Origin of the sequence: Streptomyces sp. Q6 (assembly GCF_036967205.1) — a bacterium.
Lineage (GTDB): Bacteria > Actinomycetota > Actinomycetes > Streptomycetales > Streptomycetaceae > Streptomyces > Streptomyces citrinus.
In genome coordinates this window covers 2,240,786-2,262,782 of the sequence record NZ_CP146022.1, presented here as the reverse complement: position 1 = coordinate 2,262,782, position 21,997 = coordinate 2,240,786, and the positions used below count along the sequence as shown (strand labels likewise).

Below are 21,997 nucleotides of genomic sequence, written 5' to 3'. Positions count from 1 at the left end.
CGCCTGGCACGATGGCAGGGTGACCGCACCGTTGACGCCGCCGCCTCATCAACCCCCGCACAACAACGGGCAGGGGGACCCGTGGCAGGCTCCCGATCCGATGACGGGACACCTGCCGCCCGCGCCGTCCGCCCCGCACGCCGGGGAGCAGGACGGACCCGGGCTCCGTACCGAACTGCGCGAGGCCGCCGTCGTGACGGTCGGCGTCGCGCTCGTCGGGCTGCTGCTCGGCGCGCTCTGGCTGTGGCTCGCGCCCCGGGTTCCGCTGGTGTCGGACAGTACGGCGGTCTACCTCAAGGACACCGAGGGGGAGCAGGCCATCGGCATCGACGGAACGTTCACCCTGCTCGGGCTGGCGTTCGGCGTGGTCACGGGTGCCGCCGTCTTCCTGTGGCGCAAGCGCGGCGGGATCGCGCTGGTGGTGGCGCTGGCCCTCGGCAGCCTGCTGGGCGGCGCGCTCGCGTGGCGGTTCGGGATCTGGCTCGGGCCCACGCAGAACGTCGCCGCGCACGCGAAGGACGTCGGCAAGGGTGTCGTGTTCGACGCGCCGCTGGAGCTGAAGGCCAAGGGGGCGCTGCTGGCATGGCCGCTCGCCGCGATGGTCGTGCACCTCGGCCTCACCGGGCTGTTCGGGCCGCGCGACCCGGACCCGTACGCCGAGTACTACATGCCGCGTGGAGAGGCCCCGCCGGCCGCGTGACGGCGGCACACCGGGCACCGGGACCCCGCCGGCCGCCTGCGCGGCCGGCGGGGCTCGTCCGTGCGGCTCAGGCGGGCCTGCGCCCGTGATTCGACTTGCCCTTCTTGATCCGCCACTTGCGCTTGCGCGTCTTCTTCGACATGTCCTTGGTGCTTAGCCGAGGACCAGGGGTTCGTCGAGGGGTCAGGCACGCCCGACCGGAGCGAGCACCGCGTCCGTGAGCGCCGCCAGGTCGCTCGCCGCCAGCTCCACCTCGAGCCCGCGGCGCCCCGCCGAGACACAGATCGTGGCGTGCTTCTCCGCCGACGCGTCGATGACCGTACGCAGCTTCTTGCGCTGCCCGAGAGGCGAGATCCCGCCCCGGACGTATCCGGTGGTGCGCTCGGCGAGGGCGGGGTCGGCCATCGTGGCGCGCTTGCCGCCGACCGCCGCCGCGAGCGCCTTGAGGTCGAGCTGGCCCGCCACCGGCACGACGGCGACGGTCAGCGCGCCGTCGACGTCCGCGACGAGCGTCTTGAACACCCGGTCGGGGGAGACGCCCATCGCCTCGGCCGCCTCCTCGCCGTACGAGGGGTGCGCCGGGTCGTGCTCGTACGCGTGGACCGTGAAGGTCGTGCCGGCGGCGGTCAGGGCCACCGTCGCGGGCGTTCCGCCGGACTGCTGCTTCTTGGCCTTCTTAGCCAACTTCTCTCGTCCTTGATGTCCGTCGGGTCAGTCAGGTCAGTTGAGGCTGGTCGCCTGCCGGGTGAGGTCGGTGGCGGGCAGCGAGGGCAGGTTCCGGATGATCGCCGTCTCCGCGCGCAGCAGCTTCAGCTCGTCGCGCAGCCGGGAGGCCGTGTCGGGGGACTGGAGCAGGCGCTGCTTGGTCGGTACGTCGAGGACGGCCGCGGCCGCGACGAGGTACGACACCACCGACGGCTCGTCCGGCAGCTCGGCGCCCGTCGACAGGGACCGCTCGCGGGCGCCCGCCAGCCGCTTCTGGTACGAGCGGAACGCGCGCAGCACCCCTTCGGCCAGGGCGCCCGCCTCGTCGCCCTCGTCCTCGGGCAGCTCCTCCACCTCGGCCGTCAGATACGGGCCCGAGGCGTCCACCGAGTGGAGCTTCACGCGGCGGGTGCCCGTGGCAAGCACCTCGAAGCTGCCGTCGGCGCGCTCGCGGATCGTCGCCGCGTCCGCGACGCAGCCGACGGTGTGGAAGGACGCGATCGGGTCGTCGCCGAAGCCCGCCGCGGGTCCCGCGCCGGCCTCCTTCGCCGTGGCGGCGTCCGGCATCCCGGCGGCGCTCGGTGCGACCTCGTGGCCGTCGCGGATGGCGACGACGACGAACTGCCGGGGCTCGTCGGAGACGGCCGGGTCGGTGTCGGGGATCTCGGGGGCGGCCTTCAGGAGATCGCGCATCATGGCGCGATAACGCTCCTCGAAGATGTTCAGCGGGAGCACGAGTCCCGGGAACAGCACCGAGTTGAGCGGAAAGAGCGGAAGCCGGACGGTGGTCACGACGGTCAAGCGTAATGGGCGCCGGACGTGCCGGGTCCGCCGCGCAGCGGCAGGGCCGCCGCGACCTCCAGGCGCACGGTGTCGCGCAGCTCCAGAAACCGGCCCAGCGGGTCGTCGCAGACCCGGTCCCAGGGGAACGTGGTCGCGTACGGGCCGATGAGCCGCAGCTGCTCCAGGGCGTCCGGCCAGCGCTGCAACTCGGTCAGGACGCAGGTCAGGACGTTGCGCACCTCGGCGGGCCAGGCGTCCGCGGTGTCGTACGCGCGGGACAGCTCGATGGCCAGGTCGGCGGCGGCGTCGAGGCGGGTGCGCGGGATGCCGTGCGGGGTCCTGGGCGCGGTCGTCGTCAGGTACGCGAGGGCGGCGCGGACCGGCAGGGCCTTGAGGAGGGAGCCGGGCAGCGCGTCCTGCGCGGCGCGCTCGGCGAAGTCGAAGCACTCGGCGTGCGAGCCGTACCAGGCGGCCGACAGGTACTGAAGCGCCGACACGTGGCAGCCGTAGTGGTGCGGGGAGCGGCGCACCGCCTGCGACCACAGGGCCTCGAAGGCGGTGTGCGGGGCGTTCGTGCCGCGGGCGTGGTCGAGCGCCACGCGCCAGGGGACCGGGTCGCCGGAGTCGGCGTCGGACGCGGCGAGGATCAGCGGGGTGACGTCGCGCAGCAGCTCGGCGCGGGCTGGGGAGGTGAAGGCGCGGCTCACCGCGAGCTCGGCCTTGACCAGGAGCAGGTCGGGGTCGTGCGGCGCGGAGCTCTGCCAGGACTCGAACCACTCGGTGCGGTGGGTGGCGAAGGCGGCCAGGCGCTGGACGTAGCGGTCCCGGTTCTCCCACTCGCCGGCCTCGCGGGTGTGGGCGAGGACCTTGGCGACCGGGCCGGGGTCGCCGGTGCCCGCGGCGACGAGGGCCGGGGCGAGCCGGGCGTCCGGGGCGTCGAGGAGGACGTCGTCGTCCGCGGGGAGTCCTTCGGACAGGGAACCGGTGTGGCGGATCATGCGGGCGGTGCGGATGAAAGCGCGCAGGAGCGGCATGGCGGGGCCTCCTCTGCGCGCGGGGTTCGTTGCTTGCGCAGGAATGACGGGTGATGCGGGCGGATGGTTGCTCAAGGGCGCTGAAATGTTTCGGGTGGGACGGTTCGGGACCGGCGGTGCCGGGACCAGGGCTGCTGCCGCCCAGTGTCGCCCGGCGCGGCGCCCGGTTCCTAGTCCCTGGTCCCTGCCAACCCCTGGCCCGCGGCCCGCGGCCCCTGGCTCGCGGCTGCTGACCACTGGCTTGCGGCGTCTAGCTCCTGCGGAGCAGTCGGGACGCGCCCGCCGCCACCGTCGTCGCCAGGATCCACCCCAGGAGCACCAGGACCGCCGCGAGCCACTGCCAGCCGCCCCGCAGCTGCCAGCTCGACGACTGGCCGAGGTCGATCACGGGGAGCAGGAGGTCGAGGGTGAACAGGGCCGAGTCCCACTGCGGGCCCTCGCCCGGCTTCATCCGGGGATGGTCGGCGTGGCTGAACGCCACCGCGCTGACCGCCCACAGCACCGTCATCCACACCGCCGCCCGGCCCGGCCGGTACCCGTACGCGACCGTCCAGTCCTGGATGACGCCCCAGGTCTTCGCCGCGAGCGGCAGCGTCTCGCGGCGGCGCCGCTGCTTGGCGAGGAGCACCTCGCGGGCGTCGGCGTCCTCGCCGCTGTTGCGCAGGACCGTGGCGAGCCGCTCGTACGGCTCCGGGTTGTACTCGGGGGTCGCGGAGGCGAGCCAGTCCAGGCGCCGGGTGAGCGGGAAGGAGCCGAACGGGATCAGGTTCTCGTACTGGAACCCGCCGACCCGCAGCTGCCCCGGGCCCGGCCAGCTCGTCGACTTGTCGACCAGGTTGACGACCTTCGCGCCGGACAGGACGACCCGCCCGCGCTGCGGCCTCTCGCCGAGGAAGCGCAGCTCGGGGGTCTGCACGCGGCGCAGCGAGATCTCCTGGTCCTGCTCCAGGGCGAAGCGCGCCGAGTCGAAGTCGATGGCGTCGCCGAAGCGCCCGTCGTCGAGCCGGATCCCGCCGACGCACGCGAAGCGCTGCACCCGGGTGCCGCGGGCCGGGGTGGAGCCGCTGGTCTGGAGCGGGTTCCCGAGCCCGGCCGGGGTCAGATAGAGGGTGCGCTCCACCGACATCTGCGGGGCGTTGAGGGCGAGCCGCCCGCCGGTGTTGCTGAGCAGGCTGCCGCGCAGCGAGAGGGAGACGCCCACCGTGGCGCCGCGCAGGCTCAGCTCCCCGTGCGTCTCCAGCATCTCGGCCTGGAGGTCCTGCCCGACCGACATCCCGTCCGCCATGATCGACTTGCCGCGCCGGTCGCGGAACACGACGGCCTGGTTGAGCAACAGGTCCGTACCGATGTGGGCGTCGGTGAGGCGGACGCCGTTGTGGAAGCGGCAGCGGGGGAGGTGCAGATCGCCCTCGGTGCGCACCCGGGCGCCCTCCAGGCGCGGTACCGAGCAGTCGACGAGGCGCACGGTCGTGAAGTGCGCCTCGGGGAGGAGCACCTCTTTCTCGAAACGGCAGTGCTTCATCTCGACATACGGGACGACCGTGCCGCCCGCGAGATCGAGGACGTCCGTGATCTGCACGCCCTGGAGCTTGAGGGAGGAGACCCGGCCGTCCAGGGCGGGCGGTCCCGCCAGCAGGAGCCACGCCACGATCCGCGCCCGCACGCTGCGCTCGGGTCCCCAGGGATGTCCGCCGTGCGGGTCGTCCACCGCCGTGTCCCCGGACCGGAGGTCGTAGACGCTCCCGTTCCGGAACGCCTGCCACATCCCGACTTCCGTTGCGGTCAGTCCGTCCGGCACGTCTCCGTCGCCGCTGCCGGTCGTCGTCCCGTCGACCACGACTGCTCTTCCTCCCCGTACGTTTCGTACACCTGTTCATGCCCGCTGGGTGACCGTCTGAACGCTAGTCGTGAAGGTCATCTTCCGGGGCCGGAACAACGGCCGGATCAGGGCGTGTATCAGCCATTGATACGGGCGGCCGACGGCCGAGCGGCGTCTGAGAGAATTGGCGGGTGATCTCTCGAATCGATCTGCGCGGCGCCGCCCTCCCCGAGGGTCAGGCCCTGCGCTCGCTGCTGCCCCGTGCCGACTTCGACGTCTCGGCCGCCCTGGACAAGGTGCGTCCGATCTGCGAGGACGTGCATCATCGCGGTGACGCGGCGCTGATCGAGTACGCGGAGAAATTCGACGGTGTGAAGCTGGAGAGCGTACGGGTCCCGGCCGAGGCCATCACCGAGGCCCTGGAGACGCTCGACCCCGCCGTCCGCGCCGCCCTGGAGGAGTCGATCCGGCGCGCCAGGATCGTGCACCGCGCCCAGCGCCGTACGACCGAGACCACGCAGGTCGTCCCCGGTGGCACCGTCACCGAGAAGTGGGTCCCCGTGGACCGCGTCGGGCTCTACGCGCCCGGCGGCCGTGCCGTCTACCCCTCCTCCGTGATCATGGACGTGGTCCCGGCGCAGGAGGCCGAGGTCCCCTCGATCGCGCTCGCCTCGCCCGCCCAGGCCGACTTCGGCGGCCTGCCGCACCCGACGATCCTGGCCGCCTGCGCGCTGCTCGGCGTCGACGAGGTGTACGCGGCCGGCGGCGCCACCGCCGTCGCGATGTTCGCGTACGGCACCGAGTCCTGCCCGTCCGCGCCGATGGTGATGGGCCCCGGCAACATCTGGGTGGCCGCCGCCAAGCGCTACTTCACCGGCGTCATCGGCATCGACTCCGAGGCCGGTCCCACCGAGATCGCCGTCCTCGCCGACGCGACCGCCGACCCGGTGCACGTCGCCGCCGACCTGATCAGCCAGGCCGAGCACGACCCGCTGGCCGCCTCGGTCCTGGTCACCGACTCCGCGGAGCTCGCCGACGGCGTCGTCCGGGAGCTGGAGGCGCAGGTCGCCGTCAGCAAGCACCGCGACGAGCGGATCGTCCCGGCGCTCACCGGCAAGCAGTCCGCGATCGTCCTCGTCGACTCCGTCGAGGACGGACTCGCCGTCGTGAACGCGTACGGGGCCGAGCACCTGGAGATCCAGACCGCCGACGCCGCCGCCGTGGCCGAAAAGGTGCGGAACGCGGGCGCCGTGTTCGTCGGCCCGTGGGCCCCGGTCTCGCTCGGCGACTACGCCGCGGGATCGAACCACGTGCTGCCCACCGGCGGCTGCGCCTGCCACTCCTCGGGCCTGTCCGTGCAGTCCTTCCTGCGCGGCATCCACGTCGTGGACTACAGCCGGGACGCCCTCGCCGAGATCACCCGGCACGTGGTGACCCTCTCGGAGGCCGAGGACCTGCCCGCGCACGGTGCCGCCCTCAAGGCGCGGTTCGGGTGGAAGGTGCCCACCGTATGACCGGCATCGACGACCTCCCCGTACGGGACGAGCTGCGCGGCAAGTCCCCTTACGGCGCGCCGCAGTTGGACGTCGCCGTACGGCTCAACACGAACGAGAACCCGTACCCGCTGCCCGAGCCCCTCGTGCGGCGGATCGCGGAGCGGGTCGCGGAAGCGGCCAGGAACCTCAACCGCTACCCCGACCGGGACGCGGTCGAGCTGCGCACCGCACTCGCCGGGTACCTGACCCGGACCACCGGTCACCCCGTCACGTACGAGCAGGTGTGGGCGGCCAACGGGTCGAACGAGGTGCTCCAGCAGCTGCTCCAGGCCTTCGGCGGGCCGGGGCGCACCGCCCTCGGCTTCGAGCCGTCGTACTCGATGCACCCGCTGCTCGCCCGCGGTACCAACACCGGCTGGATCAGCGCCCCGCGCCGGGCGGACTTCTCGCTCGACGTGCCCGGCGCCGTCGAGGCGATCCGTACGCACAGGCCGAGCGTCGTCTTCATCACCAGCCCCAACAACCCCACGGGCAACGCGGTGGCGGCCGAGGACGTCCTCGCGCTCTACGAGGCGGCCGGCAAGGACGCCCTGGTGATCGTCGACGAGGCGTACACCGAGTTCAGCCACGGCGACTCGCTGCTCCCGCTGATCGAGGGACGGCCGAACCTGGTCATCTCGCGCACCATGTCCAAGGCGTTCGGCGCCGCCGGACTGCGGCTCGGCTACCTCGCCGCCGACCCGGCCGTCGTCGACGCCGTCCAACTGGTGCGCCTGCCCTACCACCTGTCGGCCGTCAACCAGGCCACGGCGCTCGCCGCCCTGGAGTACACCGACACGCTGCTGAGTTACGTGGAGCAGCTGAAGGCCGAACGCGACCGCGTGGTCGCCGAGTTGAAGGGCCTCGGCTTCGACGTGACCGTCGCCGACGCCAACTTCATCCAGTTCGGTGTCTTCGAAGACCCGCACGCCGTCTGGCAGTTCATCCTCGACCGCGGAGTCCTCATCCGCGACAACGGAGTGCCGGGACGGCTGCGGATGTCCGTGGGCACCCCCGAGGAGAACGACGCGTTCCTGGACGCGGCCCGCGAAGTGAAGAAGGCCCAAATGAACAGTCAGGAGCGGGGCGCATGAGCCGCGTAGGACGTATTGAACGTGTGACGAAGGAGACCTCCGTCCTCGTCGAGATCGACCTCGACGGAAGCGGGAAGGTCGACGTGTCGACCGGTGTGGGCTTCTACGACCACATGCTCGACCAGCTCGGCCGCCACGGCCTCTTCGACCTCACGGTCAAGACCGAGGGCGACCTGCACATCGACTCGCACCACACCATCGAGGACACCGCCCTCGCCCTCGGCGCCGCCTTCAAGCAGGCCCTCGGCGACAAGGTCGGCATCTACCGCTTCGGCAACTGCACCGTCCCGCTGGACGAGTCGCTCGCCCAGGTCACCGTCGACCTCTCCGGCCGCCCGTACCTCGTGCACACCGAGCCCGAGAAGATGGCGCCGATGATCGGCGAGTACGACACGACGATGACCCGGCACATCCTGGAGTCCTTCGTCGCACAGGCCCAGATCGCGCTGCACGTCCACGTCCCGTACGGGCGCAACGCGCACCACATCGTCGAGTGCCAGTTCAAGGCCCTCGCCCGCGCCCTGCGCTACGCGAGCGAGCGCGACCCGCGCGCCGCCGGCATCCTCCCCTCCACGAAGGGTGCCCTCTAGCCATGAACGGCCTCGCGACCGTCCTCATCGTCCTCGGCCTCTTCCTGCTCGGCGGCGTCTACTCGTTCGTCAAGCAGGGCATGGGCAAGAGCCTCATCACGCTCCTCTCGATCAGCGCCGCCCTGTGCCTGGTCGCGGGCGTGCTGCGGCTCGACTACTGGAATTGACCCCACTGTCATGACTGAGAAGAAAGTTGTCGTCTTCGACTACGGCTTCGGGAACGTGCGCTCCGCCGAGCGCGCCCTCGCCCGCGCGGGCGCCGACGTCGAGATAACGCGCGACTTCGACAAGGCCATGAACGCGGACGGACTGCTCGTCCCCGGCGTCGGCGCCTTCGCCGCCTGCATGCGGGGCCTCAAGGACGCCCGCGGCGACTGGATCGTCGGCCGCAGGCTCTCCGGCGGGCGCCCCGTCATGGGCATCTGCGTCGGCATGCAGATCCTGTTCGCGCGCGGCATCGAGCACGGCGTCGAGGCCGAGGGCCTCGACGAGTGGCCCGGTGTCGTCGAGCCGCTCAAGGCCGACGTCGTCCCGCACATGGGCTGGAACACCGTGCGCGCCCCCGAGGGCAGCCGGCTGTTCGCCGGCCTCGACGCCGACGAGCGCTACTACTTCGTGCACTCGTACGCGGTCCAGAACTGGGACCTGGAGGTGCACAACCCGAACATCCGTGCGCCGAAGGTCACCTGGGCCACCCACGGCGAGCCGTTCGTGGCCGCCGTCGAGAACGGCGCGCTGTGGGCGACGCAGTTCCACCCCGAGAAGTCCGGCGACGCCGGAGCCCAGCTGCTGAAGAACTGGATCGGAACCCTCTGATGAGCGCCGCGAACAAGCTCGAACTTCTCCCCGCCGTCGACGTCCGCGACGGACAGGCCGTCCGCCTCGTGCACGGCGAGTCCGGCTCCGAGACCTCCTACGGCTCCCCGCTGGAGGCCGCCCTCGCCTGGCAGAACGCCGGCGCCGAGTGGCTGCACCTGGTCGACCTGGACGCCGCGTTCGGCACCGGCGACAACCGCGCCCTGATCCGCGAGATCAGCCAGGCCATGGACATCAAGGTGGAGCTGTCCGGCGGCATCCGCGACGACGACACCCTCGCCGCCGCCCTCGCCACCGGCTGCACCCGCGTGAACCTCGGCACCGCGGCCCTGGAGACCCCCGAATGGGTCGCCAAGGTCATCGCCGAGCACGGCGACAAGATCGCCGTCGGCCTCGACGTGCGCGGCACGACGCTGCGCGGCCGCGGCTGGACCCGCGACGGCGGCGACCTCTACGAGACGCTGGAGCGCCTCGACGCCGAGGGCTGCTCCCGCTACGTCGTCACCGACATCGCCAAGGACGGCACGCTCCAGGGCCCGAACCTGGAGCTCCTGAAGAACGTCTGCGCGGCCACGGACCGCCCGGTCGTGGCGTCCGGCGGCGTGTCCTCCCTGGACGACCTGCGCGCCATCGCCGAGCTCGTGCCCCTGGGCGTCGAGGGCTCCATCGTCGGCAAGGCCCTGTACGCCAAGGCGTTCACCCTGGAAGAGGCCCTGGAGGCGGTCTCCGTATGACCTCCTCCGGTTCCGGCGAGGTGCGCCGGGTCTCCTCGGGCGTCCCGTACGAGGAGACCATCGGGTACTCACGTGCCGTGGAACTGCCCAACGGCCTGGTCCTGGTCTCCGGCTGCACGTCCCACGTCAACGGCGTGATCGACGCCGGCACGCCGTACGAGCAGACGGTCAACGCCTTCCAGGTCGCCTTCGACGCGCTGCGCGCCCTGGGGCTCGGCCGTGAGGACGTCGTGCGCACCCGCATGTACCTCACGCACGCCCGGGACGTGGACGACGTCGGACGCGCCCACAAGGAGCTGTTCGACACCGTGCGCCCCGTCACGTCCCTGCTGATCGTCTCCGGCTTCATCGACCCGTCGCTGGTCGTCGAGGTGGAGGTCGAGGCCTTCCGACACGCGACAGGAGCAGCGCAGTGAGTCTCGCCGTACGCGTCATCCCCTGCCTCGACGTCGACAACGGCCGCGTCGTCAAGGGCGTCAACTTCCAGAACCTGCGCGACGCGGGCGACCCCGTCGAGATGGCGAAGGTCTACGACGCCGAGGGCGCGGACGAGCTGACGTTCCTGGACATCACCGCGTCCAGCGGCAACCGCGAGACCACGTACGACGTGGTGCGGCGCACCGCCGAGCAGGTCTTCATCCCGCTCACCGTCGGCGGCGGCGTACGCACCGCCGACGACGTCGACAAGCTGCTGCGCGCCGGCGCGGACAAGGTGGGGGTCAACACCGCCGCCATCGCCCGCCCGGACCTGATCCGCGAGATCGCCGAGCGGTTCGGCCGCCAGGTGCTCGTCCTGTCGGTGGACGCCCGCCGCACCCCCGCCCGCCCCGGGGCGCCCGCCTCCTTCGAGGTCACCACGCACGGCGGGCGCCGGTCCGCCGGCATCGACGCCGTCGAATGGGCCCACCGGGCGGCCGAGTTGGGCGCGGGCGAGATCCTGCTCAACTCGATGGACGCCGACGGCACCAAGGACGGCTACGACATCGAGATGATCGAGGCCGTCCGCAAGCACGTGACCGTGCCGGTGATCGCGTCCGGCGGGGCGGGCAAGCTGGAGCACTTCCCGCCGGCCGTCGCCGCGGGCGCGGACGCGGTGCTCGCCGCCTCCGTGTTCCACTTCGGCGACCTGCGGATCGGCGAGGTGAAGCAGGAACTGCGCCGGGCCGGACACCCGGTGCGCTGAGCCACGACCACCCAAGGGCCCCGACCGCGTCCGCGGCCGGGGCCCTTCGCGCTGCTCGCGCCGCTGCACGAGACCGGCGATTTCACCGATGCGTGGGGGCGCGCCCCACGGGAGCGTGGCCGCTGTCACTGACCGCGGTGGCGTCCCGGGACGGACGCCGCCCCACCGAGAGGAACGCGTCATCGTGCAGCAGCACAGCAGTGCGGCATCCCCCGTGCACGCCCGACGAGCCGCCGGCAAGATGCGAACCCGCCTGATCCGTACGGCACTCGCCGCCGCCCTCGCGGCCGGCGGCCTGGTCACCACGCAGGCGCTGACCGCGCACGCCGCCGCCAACCCCTACGAGCGCGGCCCCGCCCCGACCCAGTCCAGCATCGAGGCGTCGCGCGGCTCGTACGCCGTCTCCCAGACCACCGTGTCGTCGCTGAGCGTCAGCGGGTTCGGCGGCGGCACGATCTACTACCCGACGTCGACGGCCGACGGCACGTTCGGCGCCGTCGCGATATCGCCCGGCTACACGGCGTACCAGTCGTCGATCGCCTGGCTCGGCCCACGCCTGGCCTCGCAGGGCTTCGTCGTCTTCACCATCGACACGAACACGACGCTCGACCAGCCCGACAGCCGCGGCCGCCAACTCCTCGCCGCGCTCGACTACCTGACGCAGCAGAGCTCCGTGCGCGGCCGCATCGACACCAGCAGGCTCGGCGTCATGGGTCACTCCATGGGCGGCGGCGGCACGCTGGAGGCCGCCAAGAGCCGCCCCTCGCTCCAGGCCGCGATCCCGCTCACCGGCTGGAACCTCGACAAGACCTGGCCCGAGATCCAGACGCCGACCCTCGTCGTGGGCGCCGACGGCGACACGGTCGCCCCGGTCGCCACCCACTCCGAACCGTTCTACGAGAGCCTGCCCGGATCGCTCGACAAGGCGTATCTGGAGCTGAACGGCGCCACGCACTTCACGCCCAACTCGTCCAACACGACGATCGCGAAGTACAGCATTTCGTGGCTGAAGCGCTTCATCGACAACGACACCCGGTACGAGCAGTTCCTCTGCCCGCTGCCGAGTCCGAGCCTCACGATCGACGAGTACCGGGGGAACTGCCCCCACACCTCCTGATCGTGCGACCTGTGGTGTGCGGGGGCACAGCGTCGTGCGACGCCGGTTGGGTGTGGGCCCAACCGGCGTTCCCCGTCGGGCGGTTGGCTCCTACCGTGACGTAGGTGACCGCGTCAGAGGTTCTGGTGCTGGCCGCCGCCGCGTACGAGAGCGACCCCGAGGCTCCCGGCGCCGACGGCGGAATCGTGCTGCGGGCCGCCGCCCTCGCGGGACTCGGCCCCGACGACCTGGACGCCGCCGAGCGCGCGGGCCTGGAGCGCGGACCGGACGGCAGGCTCCTGCTCCCCGGCCGCCGCGCGCTGTACGAGGCGACGCCGCCCGCCCGGCGCAGGGCCGCGCACCGGCTGCTCTCCGAGGCCGCCGCTGCCGCCGCGGGGAGCGGCAGCGGCTCGCGGGCCTGCTGCACCGGGTACTCGCCTCCCCGTACCCGGACGAGCGGCTCGGCGCCGAACTCGCGTCGGCGGCGCAGGAGTCAGGCCCGCCGCACGGGGAGCGTGCCGTCGCGCTCGCCCACGCGGCCGCCCTGGCCACCGCTCCGGACGCGTACGCCTGGCGGCTGGTCGCCGCCGCCGACCAGGCCCGGCTCGCCGGCCGCCCCGGGCAGGCCCGCGCACTCCTCGACAGGGCCGCCGAAGCGGCGCGGGGCGACGCCGTCCGGGGTGGGCCGCCCTGGTCCACGGGCTCCTCGCCCTGCGCGACGGGCCCGTGGCCGACGCCCGCGAGTCCCTGCTGCTCGCGACCCGGCTCTGCCCGCCGGACCTCGCGCTCCCGGCCCGGCTCGCCGCGGCGGAAGCGTCCTGGGCCCTCGGCGACATGGACGCGTACCGGGAGGCGGCGGCCCCGGCGCTCGTCAGGACGCCGGAGACACCCGAGCCGGACGCCGACCGCGACTACCGGCTCGGCATGTCCGCCTCCCTCGGCGACCGGTACCGGCCCGCGCGGGTCGCCCTGCGCCGGGTCGTCGCACGGGCCGCCCAGGAACGCGACCCGGACGCCCTGCTGCGGGCCGGGGCCGCCGCCCTCGTCGCCGGGGACGTCGACGCCGCCTGCCGCACGGGCAGCAGAGCCCTCGCCGCCGCCCGCGTCCAGCACGCGGAGGCCGAACTCCTCGCGCCCTGGAGCTGTTGGCGTACGGCGAACTGCGCGCGGGGCGGCACGCGCGGGCCCGCGCCCACGCCGAGGAGGGCTGCGCGCCGCGCTCGCCACCGGCCAGCGCAACGCCCTCGCCCACCAGCACGCGATCCTGGCCCTCGTCGCCTCCCTCGACAGCGACGCGGCGGCCGTCGCCCACCACGCCGGGGCCGCGCAGGACATCGCCGCCCGGCACGGCCTCGTCCAGGCCGCCACCCTCGCCCAGTGGGCGCTGGCCCGCGCCGACCTGGCGCGCGGCCGGGCCGGGGAGGCGGCGGCCCGGCTCGGGCCGCTCGTCCGGCCCGGGACCCGGTGCGGGCACTTCGCGATCCGGATGCTCGCCGTGCCGTGCTTCGTCGAGGCGGCGGTGCTCGCGGGCGAGACGCAGGACGCGGGGAGGGGAGCGGGGCGCACGCCGCCGTCGCCGAGTTCGTGGTGTGGGCCGAGCGCGGCCACGACGCGCAGGCGCCCGCCCAACTCGCACGCTGCCAGGCCCTGTTGTCCACCCATGACCCGGCCGTCGCCCCGGCCCGCTTCGTCGAGGCCCTCGCCCGCCACGAGCGGACGGGCGGCGACTTCGAGCGGGCCCGCACCGCCGCCCTCTACGGCAAGTGGCTGCGCCGCGCCCGCAGACCGGCCCGCGCCCGCGTCCTGCTGCGCGACGCGCTCGTCGCCTTCGAGCGGTGCGGCGCCACCGTCTGGGCGGAGCAGACCGCGGCCGAACTGCGGGCCACGGGCGAGGCTCCCGCGCACCGCGAACCCCCGGGCATGCTCAGCGAGTTGACCCCGCAGCAACTGCGTATCGCGCGCTGCGTCGCGGACGGCGCCACCAACCGCGAGGTGGCCCAGCACCTCTCGGTGAGCCCTCGCACCGTCGACCACCACCTGCGCAACGTCTTCGCGCAGCTCGGCGTCCGCTCCCGGGTCGAACTGGCCCGCCTCGTGGACCGCGCGGAACAGATGGCCGCGCATTCCTGAACGTCACCTGTGCCGTCCCCTCCGGACGCCACCCTTCGGGCGTCACGACCCGAACGACGACACCTGAACGTCACCGCACCGTGACCTGCCGCTTTCTTCCGAACACTAGAGACCGACCGGACGGTATGTCATTCTTCGGGCGCGAGTCGACCCGTGGAGGACCGCCATGCCCGCTGCGCACCTCGTCCGTCCCCGTCCCCGTACGCGCTCCGCCGCAGGCCCCGTCGGATCCGACGCGGTCGCCGTACTGCGCCGCGCCGCGCTGCCCCTGAGCGGTCAACTCGCCTCGCTCACCGAACGGTTGACGGCCGACCTGTACGCACAGGAGCCGGCCTACCGTGCCGCGATCGAGGCCGACCCCGCCGACGTGCGCGCGGAGATCCGCCGCTCGCTGCGGCACAGCGTCGACTCCCTCCTCGACCCGGTGCGCTCCCGTGCCGCCGCCCGCGCCTGCTCCGCCCGGATCGGCGCCGAGCGCGCGGCGCGCGGCCTCCCGCTCGACGCCGTGCTGCACGCCTTCCGGCTCGGTGGCGCCCTGGTCTGGCAGGCCCTCGTCGACGAGGTGACGCTGCACCACCCCGAGGACGCGCATCTGCTGGTCCACCTCGCCGCCGACGTGTGGAACTTCGTCGACGAGCACTGCACCTGTGTCGCCGACGCCTACCGGGAGGCCGAGCGCGAGCTGACCTGGCGCCGCGAGAACCGGCGCCGCCTGATGACCGCGGCGCTCCTCGACGGGGCCATCCGCATCGCCGACCTGCCCGAGGCCGCCGCCGTGCTCGGCCTGCCCGAACGCGGCCGGTACGCGGTGGTGCTCGTCGCGGGCGGCCGCGGCACGCCGCCCGCGCTGCCGGGCGGGGTCCGCGCGGTCTGGCACAAGAGCGGCGACGCCGAGCTGGGCATCGTCGCCCTGGGGGACCTCGACCCCGACGGGCTCGCCGCGGCGCTGCGGGAGTCGGCGACCGGGCGGGCCGGTGTCAGCCCCGCCGTCGACGGGCTCGCCGCCGTCGGCACCGCCCGGCGCCTGGCCGAGACCGCCCTGCGCATCTGTCCCGCCGCCGGCGGCACGGTCCTCCTCGACGACGAGCTGCCCGCCGCCCTCGTCGCGGGCGCCCCCGCCCTCGGCCGCATGCTCGTCGCCCGGGTCCTCGGCCCCCTGCTCGTCCTGCCGCCCGCCGACGCGACGGTCCTGCTCGACACCCTGCGGGCCTGGCTGGACTGCGGCGGCTCGGCCCAGCGTGCCGCCACCCGCCTCTACTGCCACCGCAACACCGTCCTCAACCGCCTGCGCCGCTGCGAACAGCTCACGGGCCGCAGCCTGACCAGCCCCACCGACCTGGTGGAGCTCGGCCTCGCCCTGAGCGCCCACCGCCAGCTGCCCTAGGGCCTGTCTCCCGGATCTCTCCTGCCCTGCGACGCCTGGCACGCGCTCTCGCCGCACCGGGCCCAAGGCCACGTACATCCAGTACGAGGCCCTGCACCCGGCACGCCGAGAGCACGCACCGGACGCCGCAGGGCCCGCCCTTCGGGCGGACGGAGGGATCTGGGAGACAGGCTCAGGCGCGCGCTCCCGCGGACCCCGCGACCGCGACAGATACACAGCAGAACTTGCGCAATTTATATTGCGCAAGTTTTCCTGCGTACCTACGGTGGTGTCATGGCAGACAAAGAGCGCGACCGCCGCATCACCGACCTGGGCACCCTCAAGGCGCTGGCCCACCCCGTACGGGCCCAGCTCTACCGGGAGCTGTCCCTGCGCCGCGTCGCGACCGCCTCGCAACTGGCCGAGCAGGTCGACGAAGCCGTCGCCCTGGTCAGCTACCACCTGCGCAAACTCGCCGAGCACGGTCTCATCGAGCAGGCCGAGCCGCAGCGCGCCGACGCCCGCGAGCGCTGGTGGCAGCCCGCGTCCGAGGGCGTCGAGATCCGCGACGCCGACTTCCGCGACGCCCCCGAGAAGGCCGCGGCGCACACCGCCGCCAGCCGCCTCTTCTTCGAGCAGCGCGCCGCCATGTACCGGCGCTTCCTCGACGAGCGGATCGCCTGGGAGGACGCCTGGGCCACGGCCCACGAGTCGTCCGAGTCGATGATGCGTCTCACCGCCGCCGAACTCACCTCCCTCGTACGGGAGATGCGCGAGCTGCTGCGCCGCTACGAGGAGGACGGCCGGGCCGCCGAGGCCGCCGGGGACACCGAGGGCCGGGAGAACGTCGCCGTGCACACCTACGCGTTCCCGTTCCGGACCTGAGGAGGCGCCCCGCGATGGCCGCGACCGCCGTACGCATATCGCCCGTCGACGATGCCGTGTCCGCCCACCGCGACGGCAACGTCCTGCGCTGGCTCGGCGCCTACACCGCGTCCGCCGTCGGCGACAACGTCTACTACTTCGCCCTGTCCTGGGCGGCCGTGCAGCAGGGGACCCCCGCCCAGGCCGGCGTCGTCACCGCCGTCAGCGCCGTGCCGCGGGCCGTCCTCATGCTGGGCGGCGGCGTGGTCGCCGACCGGTACGGGCCGCGCCGCGTCGTCCTCGGCAGCAGCGCGGTGCGCGCCGTCCTCGTCGTCGCCGCGGCCGTGATGCTGCTCGCCACCAGCCCCGGCCTGTGGGCCCTCGGCGCCGTCGCCGTCGTCTTCGGCATCGTCGACGCCGTCTTCCTGCCCGCCGCCGGAGCACTGCCCACCCGGATCACGGGCCGCGCCCAACTCGCCCGCGTCCAGGGCCTGCGCGCCCTCGCGACCCGCCTCGCCAACGTGCTCGGCGGACCCCTCGGCGGACTCGGCATCGCGCTCGGCGGCACGGCCGGATCCTTCGGGCTCGCCGCGCTCCTCATCGGGGTGTCGCTGCCACTGCTGCTCACCGTCCGGCTGCGCACACCGGCACCGCGCGAGGAGCCCGGACGCGGCGCCGTCGGAGCCGAACTCCGCGACGGGCTGCGGTACATCGCCCGCCACCCGGTGCTGCGCCCCCTCGTCCTGTGCATCGCCCTCGGCGACCTCGGCTTCGTCGGGCCGATGAACCTCGGCCTGACCCTCCTCGCACGCGAACGCGGCTGGGGCTCGGCCGGCATGGGGCTCGTCCTCGCCGGATTCGGCGTCGGCGCCGGGGTCGCGGCGCTCCTGGTCACCGTGCGCGGCCGGGTGCCCCGCGCCGGGCTCGTCACCGGGGTGGTCGCCGTCGTCGGGTCCACGGCGATCGCGGCCCTCGCGCAGGTGCCGTCCCTGTGGGGCGCGGTCGGCGCGGCACTCGCCGTCGGGCTCCTCGTGGGACTCGCCGGCACCCTCAGCGGCGCACTGCTCCAGGCGTACGCCGGACCCGCCTACATCGGCCGGGTCACCTCGGCCTCCACGCTGGTCAGCTTCGGCGTCGCCCCGCTCACGTTCCCCGTCGTCGGCTGGGCCGTGCAGGGCTGGGGGACCGGCGTCGTCTTCGCGATGTGCGCCGCAGTCTGCGCGCTCGGCGGTGTCACCGCTCTGGTCTCGGGACCGCTGCGGCGCGCCGAACTCCCGTAGCGGAAAAGCTACTTGGCGACCGACTGCATCAACTGCACATAGTTGCCCACGGTGTCGTCGAGCACCGCCGTGATCACCGGTCCCTGCTCCTCGGGGCCCTGCGTGAACCGCACCCCCAGCCGGTCGAGGCGGGCGTGCTCGGCCGCGACGTCGTCCACGGAGAAGACGATCACCGGCAGGCCCGCCTCGCGCAGCGCCGCGCGGTAGGGCTCGGCGATCGGCCCCTGGCCGGGCTCCAGGAGGAGCTCCACGTCCCCCTGGGCACCGGCCGCGCCCACCGTCACGAACAGCGTGCCGTCGCCCAGGTCGACGTGGTTGCGGGTCTCGAAGCCCAGGACGTCCGTGTAGAACGCGTGGGCCTTGGCCACGTCGTCGACGTAGACGCTGGTCATGGCGATCTTGATCATGAGGGCCTTTCCTGCGGGACGACTGCGGACAGCGGTACGCCCCAGGGTGCTACAGCCCCAGCTGCTTCGTCTCGCTGAGCGTGGCGATCGCCGCCTTGTCCCCCTCCAGCTCCACGCTCGCCGCGTCCTGCCGCCCGAACGCGTACATCAGCAGCTCCGACGGCTGACCGGTCACCGTGACCACCGGCGTGCCGCGGTGCGCGACCGCCGTCTGCCCGTCCGGGCGGCGCAGCACCAGGCCGACGGGCGCCTTGCGGCCCATCACCCGCGCCATCCGCTCCAGACGCGACCAGAGGACGTCGGAGAAGACCGGGTCCAGCTCGCGCGGCGTCCAGTCGGGCTGCGCGCGCCGCACGTCCTCGGCGTGGACATAGAACTCCACCGCGTTCGACGCCTCGTCGATCTGCTTCAGGGAGAACGGCGAGAACCGCGGTGGCCCCGTGCGGATCAGCTGGATCAGTTCCTCGTACGGCTTCTCGGCGAACTCGGCCTGCACCCGCTCCAGGCGGGACGCGAGCTGCTTGACGAGGATGCCGCCCGCGGCGTCCGGGCGGCGCTCGCGCACCACCACATGGGCCGCGAGATCGCGGGCGGTCCAGCCCTCGCAGAGGGTGGCGGCCTCGGGCCCCGCGGCCTCCAACAGATCGGCGAGCAGAAGTCGTTCACGCTTGGCATGGGTCGACATGGCCGCCAGCCTACGACCGTGCCTGCCGTCCGGACAGTGGACGGGCCGCCGGGAGCGTCCCGCGGCGCGGCACAATGGCACGTATGACCAGCTCGCCCGTGCCCCGCAGCAACCTCGACCCGGCCATCGCGGCGCGCCTCAAGCGCGGCGCCGACGGCCTCGTGCCCGCCGTAGCCCAGCAGTACGACACCGGTGAGGTGCTCATGCTCGGCTGGATGGACGACGAGGCACTGCACCGCACCCTGACCACGGGCCGCTGCACGTACTGGTCGCGCAGCCGCCAGGAGTACTGGGTCAAGGGCGACACCTCCGGCCACTTCCAGCACGTGAAGTCCGTCGCCCTCGACTGCGACGCGGACACCGTCCTGGTCAAGGTCGACCAGGTCGGCGCCGCCTGTCACACCGGCGACCGCACCTGCTTCGACGCCGACGAACTGCCCCTCAGCGGCAGCGCAGCGTGATCCGCGATCCGTCCCGGAACACGATCCGGGCCGGATCGCCCGGCACCGCCCGCCCGTCCACCACGCCCGCGCAGTGCGGCCGCACGCCCCACTCCGTCAACAGCTGACCGACGGTGAAGTCCTGCCACCGCGGTGACTCCACGTGCACGACACCGGTCGTGTCGTGCGTGTGCAGCGGGCTGTAGCGCGGCTTCTCCCCGCTGCGGTCGATGCCGAGGTCGGCCGGCACGGTGACCTGCTGCCCGTCCGCGTACACCGTGAGCCGCGAGTGGATGTGCATGACGACGCCCTCCTCCGGGAGCATCGTCAGCCCGGCGGCGCGCACCCGCTCCGCGACGTTCGTCGGGGCGGGCCACCGCGGCGGGGCGGGCGTGGGGGCGGCGGCACAGAGCAGGGGCAACAGCGGGGCGAGGGCGGCCAGGACGGCGGCACGTTTCATGATCACGTCCTACGTTCTAGGGGATGCGGCGGCAGGACCCGACCAGCCACGCGGGGCACACCCGCGGTGACCGTAAGCTCGTCCCATGGATCTCGAGACCTTCCGCAAGCTCGCGACCGACCGCCGAGTGATCCCCGTCAGCCGCAAGCTCCTCGCGGACGGTGACACGCCCGTCGGTCTGTATCGCAAGCTCGCCGCCGAGCGGCCCGGCACGTTCCTCCTGGAGTCCGCGGAGAACGGCCGCTCCTGGTCCCGGTACTCGTTCGTCGGCGTACGTTCCGCGGGCACCCTCACCGAGCGCGACGGACAGGCCCACTGGCAGGGCACCCCGCCGGTGGGCGTCCCCGTCGACGGCGACCCGCTCGCCGCGCTGCGCGCCACCGTCGAGACGCTGCACACCCCGCGCTACGAGGGTCTGCCGCCCTTCACCGGCGGCATGGTCGGCTACCTCGGCTACGACATCGTGCGCCGCCTGGAGAAGATCGGCCCGGGGGAGCGCGACGACCTCGCGCTGCCCGAGCTGACGATGCTGCTCACCAGCGACCTCGCCGTCCTCGACCACTGGGACGGCTCCGTCCTGCTCATCGCCAACGCGATCAACCACAACGACCTCGACACCGGCGTCGACGAGGCCTACGCGGACGCCGTCGCCCGCCTCGACGCGATGGAGGCCGACCTCGGCAGGTCCGTCGAGAGCGCCCCCGCCGTGCTGCCCCCCTCCGAGCTCCCCGAGTTCACCGCCCTGTGGGGCGGCCAGCAGTACCAGGACGCCGTCGAGGACATCAAGGAGCGCATCCGGGCCGGCGAAGCCTTCCAGGTCGTCCCCTCCCAGCGCTTCGAAACCCCGTGTGAAGCAAGCGCGTTGGACGTCTACCGGGTGCTGCGGGCCACGAACCCGTCCCCGTACATGTACCTGTTCCGCTTCGACGGGTTCGACGTCGTCGGCTCCTCGCCCGAGGCGCTCGTCAAGGTCGAGGACGGGCGCGCGATGGTCCACCCCATCGCCGGCACCCGGCCGCGCGGCGCCACCCCGCAGGAGGACCAGGCCCTCGCCGACGAGCTGCTCGCCGACCCCAAGGAGCGCGCCGAGCACCTGATGCTCGTCGACCTCGGCCGCAACGACCTGGGCCGCGTCTGCGAGCCCGGCTCCGTCGAGGTCGTCGACTTCATGTCCGTCGAGAAGTACTCGCACGTCATGCACATCGTCTCGACCGTGACCGGCCGGGTCGCCGAGGGCCGCACCGCCTACGACGTGCTCACCGCCTGCTTCCCCGCGGGCACCCTCTCCGGCGCCCCCAAGCCCCGCGCGATGCAGATCATCGACGAGCTGGAGCCGTCCCGGCGCGGCCTGTACGGCGGCTGCGTCGGCTACCTCGACTTCGCGGGCGACTCCGACACCGCCATCGCCATCCGTACGGCACTGCTGCGCGACGGCACCGCCTACGTGCAGGCGGGCGCGGGCGTCGTCGCCGACTCGGACCCCGTCGCCGAGGACACCGAGTGCCGCAACAAGGCCGCCGCGGTGCTCCGCGCCGTGCACACCGCGGGCCGGCTCCATGTGAAGTGACCCACGCTTGCGGCCCCCGAGTCACACATACCTGGACGGAGGGGCGATAGTGGAGTGCGTGACTGCCGTACCGCACCCCCGTACCGATGCCGCCGAGTCCGCCGACCCGGCCGAGCCGCCGAAGAACGGCCGGCGCAGCCTCGGCGCAGCCCTGCTCCTGGGGGCGGCGGGCGCCGTGGTCGCGCTGCTCGCCTCCCGTCAGGAATGGTGCTCGGGCGTCGTCTCCGTCGCGGGCGGCGAACTGCCGCTCTCCGCGACGGGCAGCGACGTCACCGGCGTCCCCGCCGCCCTCGCGATCGTCGGGCTCGCCGCCCTGGTGGCCGTGTTCGCGGTCCGCAGGGCCGGCCGCATCCTGGTCTCGGCGCTGCTCGCGCTCAGCGGCGCGGGCGCCGTCGCCGCCGCCGTGCTCGGCGCCGACGACAGCGCCGCGCTCGACGAGAAGGCGGCCACCGCCGCGGGCAACACCGCGGCCACCATGGACACGATCAGCCACACGGCCTGGCCGTACGTCGCCGCGGCCGGCGGCGCCCTCATCCTGCTCGCCGGGATCCTCGCCGTGATCTACGGCGCGGCCTGGCCCTCGATGGGCGGCCGCTACGAGCGCTCCGGCGCTCCCCGCCCCCGCAGGGCGAAGGCCGTCGACCCGGAGCGCCCCGAGGAGCTGTGGAAGGCCCTCGACCGCGGCGAGGACCCGACGGGCGCTGCCTGACCC

Annotated in this window: 25 protein-coding genes; 17 read left to right on the top strand and 8 right to left on the bottom strand. The window is 73.4% G+C overall.

Going from position 1 to position 21,997, the window contains the following annotated elements; all coding sequences use genetic code 11:
• The first annotated feature begins 19 nt into the window (after positions 1-19).
• Positions 20-700: a DUF2567 domain-containing protein gene (locus tag V2W30_RS10585; RefSeq protein WP_338695611.1), complete on the top strand. Its 681-nt coding sequence runs from the start codon at positions 20-22 to the stop codon at positions 698-700.
• A 183-nt stretch (positions 701-883) separates the two neighbouring features.
• Here the strand turns inward: V2W30_RS10585 and ybaK are convergent, their stop codons facing one another.
• The 4 genes from ybaK to V2W30_RS10565 form a co-directional block, all read right to left on the bottom strand.
• A complete protein-coding gene (gene ybaK / locus V2W30_RS10580; RefSeq protein ID WP_338695610.1) occupies positions 884-1,384 on the bottom strand; it encodes a Cys-tRNA(Pro) deacylase in 501 nt (166 codons plus the stop codon).
• A gap of 36 nt (positions 1,385-1,420) precedes the next feature.
• Complete coding sequence (locus tag V2W30_RS10575; protein ID WP_338695608.1) at positions 1,421-2,197, bottom strand: LON peptidase substrate-binding domain-containing protein; 777 nt, start codon at positions 2,195-2,197, stop codon at positions 1,421-1,423.
• Between the two features lie 5 nt (positions 2,198-2,202).
• Positions 2,203-3,222, bottom strand: coding sequence for a hypothetical protein (locus V2W30_RS10570; RefSeq protein ID WP_338695606.1), 1,020 nt, complete (start codon positions 3,220-3,222; stop codon positions 2,203-2,205).
• Positions 3,223-3,472: 250 nt separating this feature from the next.
• Positions 3,473-4,987 (bottom strand): oxidoreductase, encoded by a 1,515-nt coding sequence (locus V2W30_RS10565; RefSeq protein WP_338703556.1) that lies wholly within the window; start codon positions 4,985-4,987, stop codon positions 3,473-3,475.
• 245 nt (positions 4,988-5,232) lie between these two features.
• On the opposite strand from V2W30_RS10565, the gene hisD reads away from it, so the two are divergent.
• The 9 genes from hisD to V2W30_RS10520 all read left to right on the top strand — a co-directional run bounded on the left by hisD (position 5,233) and on the right by V2W30_RS10520 (position 12,110).
• Entirely contained in the window at positions 5,233-6,555 is a 1,323-nt protein-coding gene (gene hisD / locus V2W30_RS10560) for a histidinol dehydrogenase (RefSeq protein WP_338695604.1), read from the top strand.
• Positions 6,552-7,670: a histidinol-phosphate transaminase gene (locus V2W30_RS10555; RefSeq protein WP_338695602.1), complete on the top strand. Its 1,119-nt coding sequence runs from the start codon at positions 6,552-6,554 to the stop codon at positions 7,668-7,670. The genes hisD and V2W30_RS10555 overlap by 4 nt, the downstream gene beginning before the upstream one ends.
• Positions 7,667-8,260, top strand: a complete 594-nt coding sequence (hisB, locus tag V2W30_RS10550) for an imidazoleglycerol-phosphate dehydratase HisB (RefSeq protein WP_026246354.1) — start codon at positions 7,667-7,669, stop codon at positions 8,258-8,260. The genes V2W30_RS10555 and hisB overlap by 4 nt, the downstream gene beginning before the upstream one ends.
• 2 nt (positions 8,261-8,262) lie before the next feature.
• Positions 8,263-8,427, top strand: coding sequence for a hypothetical protein (locus V2W30_RS10545; protein WP_338695599.1), 165 nt, complete (start codon positions 8,263-8,265; stop codon positions 8,425-8,427).
• 10 nt (positions 8,428-8,437) lie between these two features.
• Entirely contained in the window at positions 8,438-9,076 is a 639-nt protein-coding gene (hisH, locus tag V2W30_RS10540; RefSeq protein WP_338695597.1) for an imidazole glycerol phosphate synthase subunit HisH, read from the top strand.
• Positions 9,076-9,810 (top strand): bifunctional 1-(5-phosphoribosyl)-5-((5-phosphoribosylamino)methylideneamino)imidazole-4-carboxamide isomerase/phosphoribosylanthranilate isomerase PriA, encoded by a 735-nt coding sequence (gene priA / locus V2W30_RS10535; RefSeq protein WP_338695595.1) that lies wholly within the window; start codon positions 9,076-9,078, stop codon positions 9,808-9,810. The genes hisH and priA overlap by 1 nt, the downstream gene beginning before the upstream one ends.
• Entirely contained in the window at positions 9,807-10,226 is a 420-nt protein-coding gene (locus V2W30_RS10530) for a RidA family protein (RefSeq protein WP_338695593.1), read from the top strand. The genes priA and V2W30_RS10530 overlap by 4 nt, the downstream gene beginning before the upstream one ends.
• Positions 10,223-10,993 carry an imidazole glycerol phosphate synthase subunit HisF gene (hisF, locus tag V2W30_RS10525; protein WP_338695591.1) on the top strand — a complete coding sequence of 257 codons (771 nt, stop codon included), beginning with the start codon at positions 10,223-10,225 and terminating at the stop codon, positions 10,991-10,993. The genes V2W30_RS10530 and hisF overlap by 4 nt, the downstream gene beginning before the upstream one ends.
• Before the next feature lie 241 nt (positions 10,994-11,234).
• Positions 11,235-12,110 carry a dienelactone hydrolase family protein gene (locus tag V2W30_RS10520; protein WP_338695589.1) on the top strand — a complete coding sequence of 292 codons (876 nt, stop codon included), beginning with the start codon at positions 11,235-11,237 and terminating at the stop codon, positions 12,108-12,110.
• A 113-nt stretch (positions 12,111-12,223) separates the two neighbouring features.
• Here the strand turns inward: V2W30_RS10520 and V2W30_RS10515 are convergent, their stop codons facing one another.
• Positions 12,224-12,451 carry a hypothetical protein gene (locus V2W30_RS10515; RefSeq protein ID WP_338695588.1) on the bottom strand — a complete coding sequence of 76 codons (228 nt, stop codon included), beginning with the start codon at positions 12,449-12,451 and terminating at the stop codon, positions 12,224-12,226.
• Between the two features lie 364 nt (positions 12,452-12,815).
• Between V2W30_RS10515 and V2W30_RS10510 the strand changes: the two genes are divergently transcribed.
• From V2W30_RS10510 to V2W30_RS10495, 4 genes are all read left to right on the top strand, one after another.
• Positions 12,816-14,219: a helix-turn-helix transcriptional regulator gene (locus tag V2W30_RS10510; protein WP_338695585.1), complete on the top strand. Its 1,404-nt coding sequence runs from the start codon at positions 12,816-12,818 to the stop codon at positions 14,217-14,219.
• A gap of 166 nt (positions 14,220-14,385) precedes the next feature.
• Entirely contained in the window at positions 14,386-15,603 is a 1,218-nt protein-coding gene (locus V2W30_RS10505) for a helix-turn-helix domain-containing protein (RefSeq protein WP_338695582.1), read from the top strand.
• A gap of 273 nt (positions 15,604-15,876) precedes the next feature.
• Complete coding sequence (locus tag V2W30_RS10500) at positions 15,877-16,467, top strand: helix-turn-helix domain-containing protein (protein WP_338695580.1); 591 nt, start codon at positions 15,877-15,879, stop codon at positions 16,465-16,467.
• Positions 16,468-16,481: 14 nt separating this feature from the next.
• Entirely contained in the window at positions 16,482-17,726 is a 1,245-nt protein-coding gene (locus tag V2W30_RS10495; protein ID WP_338695578.1) for an MFS transporter, read from the top strand.
• A gap of 8 nt (positions 17,727-17,734) precedes the next feature.
• Here V2W30_RS10495 and V2W30_RS10490 read toward each other — a convergent pair whose 3' ends face one another.
• Complete coding sequence (locus V2W30_RS10490) at positions 17,735-18,133, bottom strand: VOC family protein (protein WP_338695577.1); 399 nt, start codon at positions 18,131-18,133, stop codon at positions 17,735-17,737.
• 49 nt (positions 18,134-18,182) lie between these two features.
• The gene (locus V2W30_RS10485) at positions 18,183-18,818 is read right to left on the bottom strand and encodes a TIGR03085 family metal-binding protein (RefSeq protein WP_338695576.1); all 636 of its coding nucleotides are present in this window, start codon (positions 18,816-18,818) and stop codon (positions 18,183-18,185) included.
• 74 nt (positions 18,819-18,892) lie between these two features.
• On the opposite strand from V2W30_RS10485, the gene hisI reads away from it, so the two are divergent.
• Positions 18,893-19,279, top strand: a complete 387-nt coding sequence (hisI, locus tag V2W30_RS10480) for a phosphoribosyl-AMP cyclohydrolase (RefSeq protein ID WP_425244518.1) — start codon at positions 18,893-18,895, stop codon at positions 19,277-19,279.
• On the opposite strand, the gene V2W30_RS10475 is transcribed toward hisI, so the two are convergent.
• A complete protein-coding gene (locus tag V2W30_RS10475; RefSeq protein ID WP_338695574.1) occupies positions 19,260-19,718 on the bottom strand; it encodes a hypothetical protein in 459 nt (152 codons plus the stop codon). The two genes, hisI and V2W30_RS10475, sit on opposite strands and share 20 nt — an antisense overlap.
• Before the next feature lie 85 nt (positions 19,719-19,803).
• Here V2W30_RS10475 and V2W30_RS10470 point away from each other — a divergent pair, with 85 nt between their 5' ends.
• Positions 19,804-21,285: an anthranilate synthase component I gene (locus V2W30_RS10470; protein WP_338695573.1), complete on the top strand. Its 1,482-nt coding sequence runs from the start codon at positions 19,804-19,806 to the stop codon at positions 21,283-21,285.
• A 49-nt stretch (positions 21,286-21,334) separates the two neighbouring features.
• Positions 21,335-21,994 (top strand): TIGR02234 family membrane protein, encoded by a 660-nt coding sequence (locus tag V2W30_RS10465; protein ID WP_338695571.1) that lies wholly within the window; start codon positions 21,335-21,337, stop codon positions 21,992-21,994.
• Positions 21,995-21,997: the final 3 nt, after the last annotated feature.

Bases quoted from the DNA above. Each gene is read 5' to 3' on its own strand.
- V2W30_RS10570 (WP_338695606.1), bottom strand. From the start codon at position 3,222: ATGCCGCTCCTGCGCGCTTTCATCCGCACCGCCCGCATGATCCGCCAC.
- V2W30_RS10565 (WP_338703556.1), bottom strand. From the start codon at position 4,987: ATGTGGCAGGCGTTCCGGAACGGGAGCGTCTACGACCTCCGGTCCGGG.
- V2W30_RS10555 (WP_338695602.1), top strand. From the start codon at position 6,552: ATGACCGGCATCGACGACCTCCCCGTACGGGACGAGCTGCGCGGCAAG.
- hisB (WP_026246354.1), top strand. From the start codon at position 7,667: ATGAGCCGCGTAGGACGTATTGAACGTGTGACGAAGGAGACCTCCGTC.
- V2W30_RS10545 (WP_338695599.1), top strand. From the start codon at position 8,263: ATGAACGGCCTCGCGACCGTCCTCATCGTCCTCGGCCTCTTCCTGCTC.
- hisH (WP_338695597.1), top strand. From the start codon at position 8,438: ATGACTGAGAAGAAAGTTGTCGTCTTCGACTACGGCTTCGGGAACGTG.
- priA (WP_338695595.1), top strand. From the start codon at position 9,076: ATGAGCGCCGCGAACAAGCTCGAACTTCTCCCCGCCGTCGACGTCCGC.
- V2W30_RS10530 (WP_338695593.1), top strand. From the start codon at position 9,807: ATGACCTCCTCCGGTTCCGGCGAGGTGCGCCGGGTCTCCTCGGGCGTC.
- V2W30_RS10520 (WP_338695589.1), top strand. From the start codon at position 11,235: ATGCGAACCCGCCTGATCCGTACGGCACTCGCCGCCGCCCTCGCGGCC.
- V2W30_RS10505 (WP_338695582.1), top strand. From the start codon at position 14,386: ATGCCCGCTGCGCACCTCGTCCGTCCCCGTCCCCGTACGCGCTCCGCC.
- V2W30_RS10500 (WP_338695580.1), top strand. From the start codon at position 15,877: ATGGCAGACAAAGAGCGCGACCGCCGCATCACCGACCTGGGCACCCTC.
- V2W30_RS10495 (WP_338695578.1), top strand. From the start codon at position 16,482: ATGGCCGCGACCGCCGTACGCATATCGCCCGTCGACGATGCCGTGTCC.
- V2W30_RS10490 (WP_338695577.1), bottom strand. From the start codon at position 18,133: ATGATCAAGATCGCCATGACCAGCGTCTACGTCGACGACGTGGCCAAG.
- V2W30_RS10485 (WP_338695576.1), bottom strand. From the start codon at position 18,818: ATGTCGACCCATGCCAAGCGTGAACGACTTCTGCTCGCCGATCTGTTG.
- hisI (WP_425244518.1), top strand. From the start codon at position 18,893: ATGGCACGTATGACCAGCTCGCCCGTGCCCCGCAGCAACCTCGACCCG.
- V2W30_RS10475 (WP_338695574.1), bottom strand. From the start codon at position 19,718: ATGAAACGTGCCGCCGTCCTGGCCGCCCTCGCCCCGCTGTTGCCCCTG.
- V2W30_RS10470 (WP_338695573.1), top strand. From the start codon at position 19,804: ATGGATCTCGAGACCTTCCGCAAGCTCGCGACCGACCGCCGAGTGATC.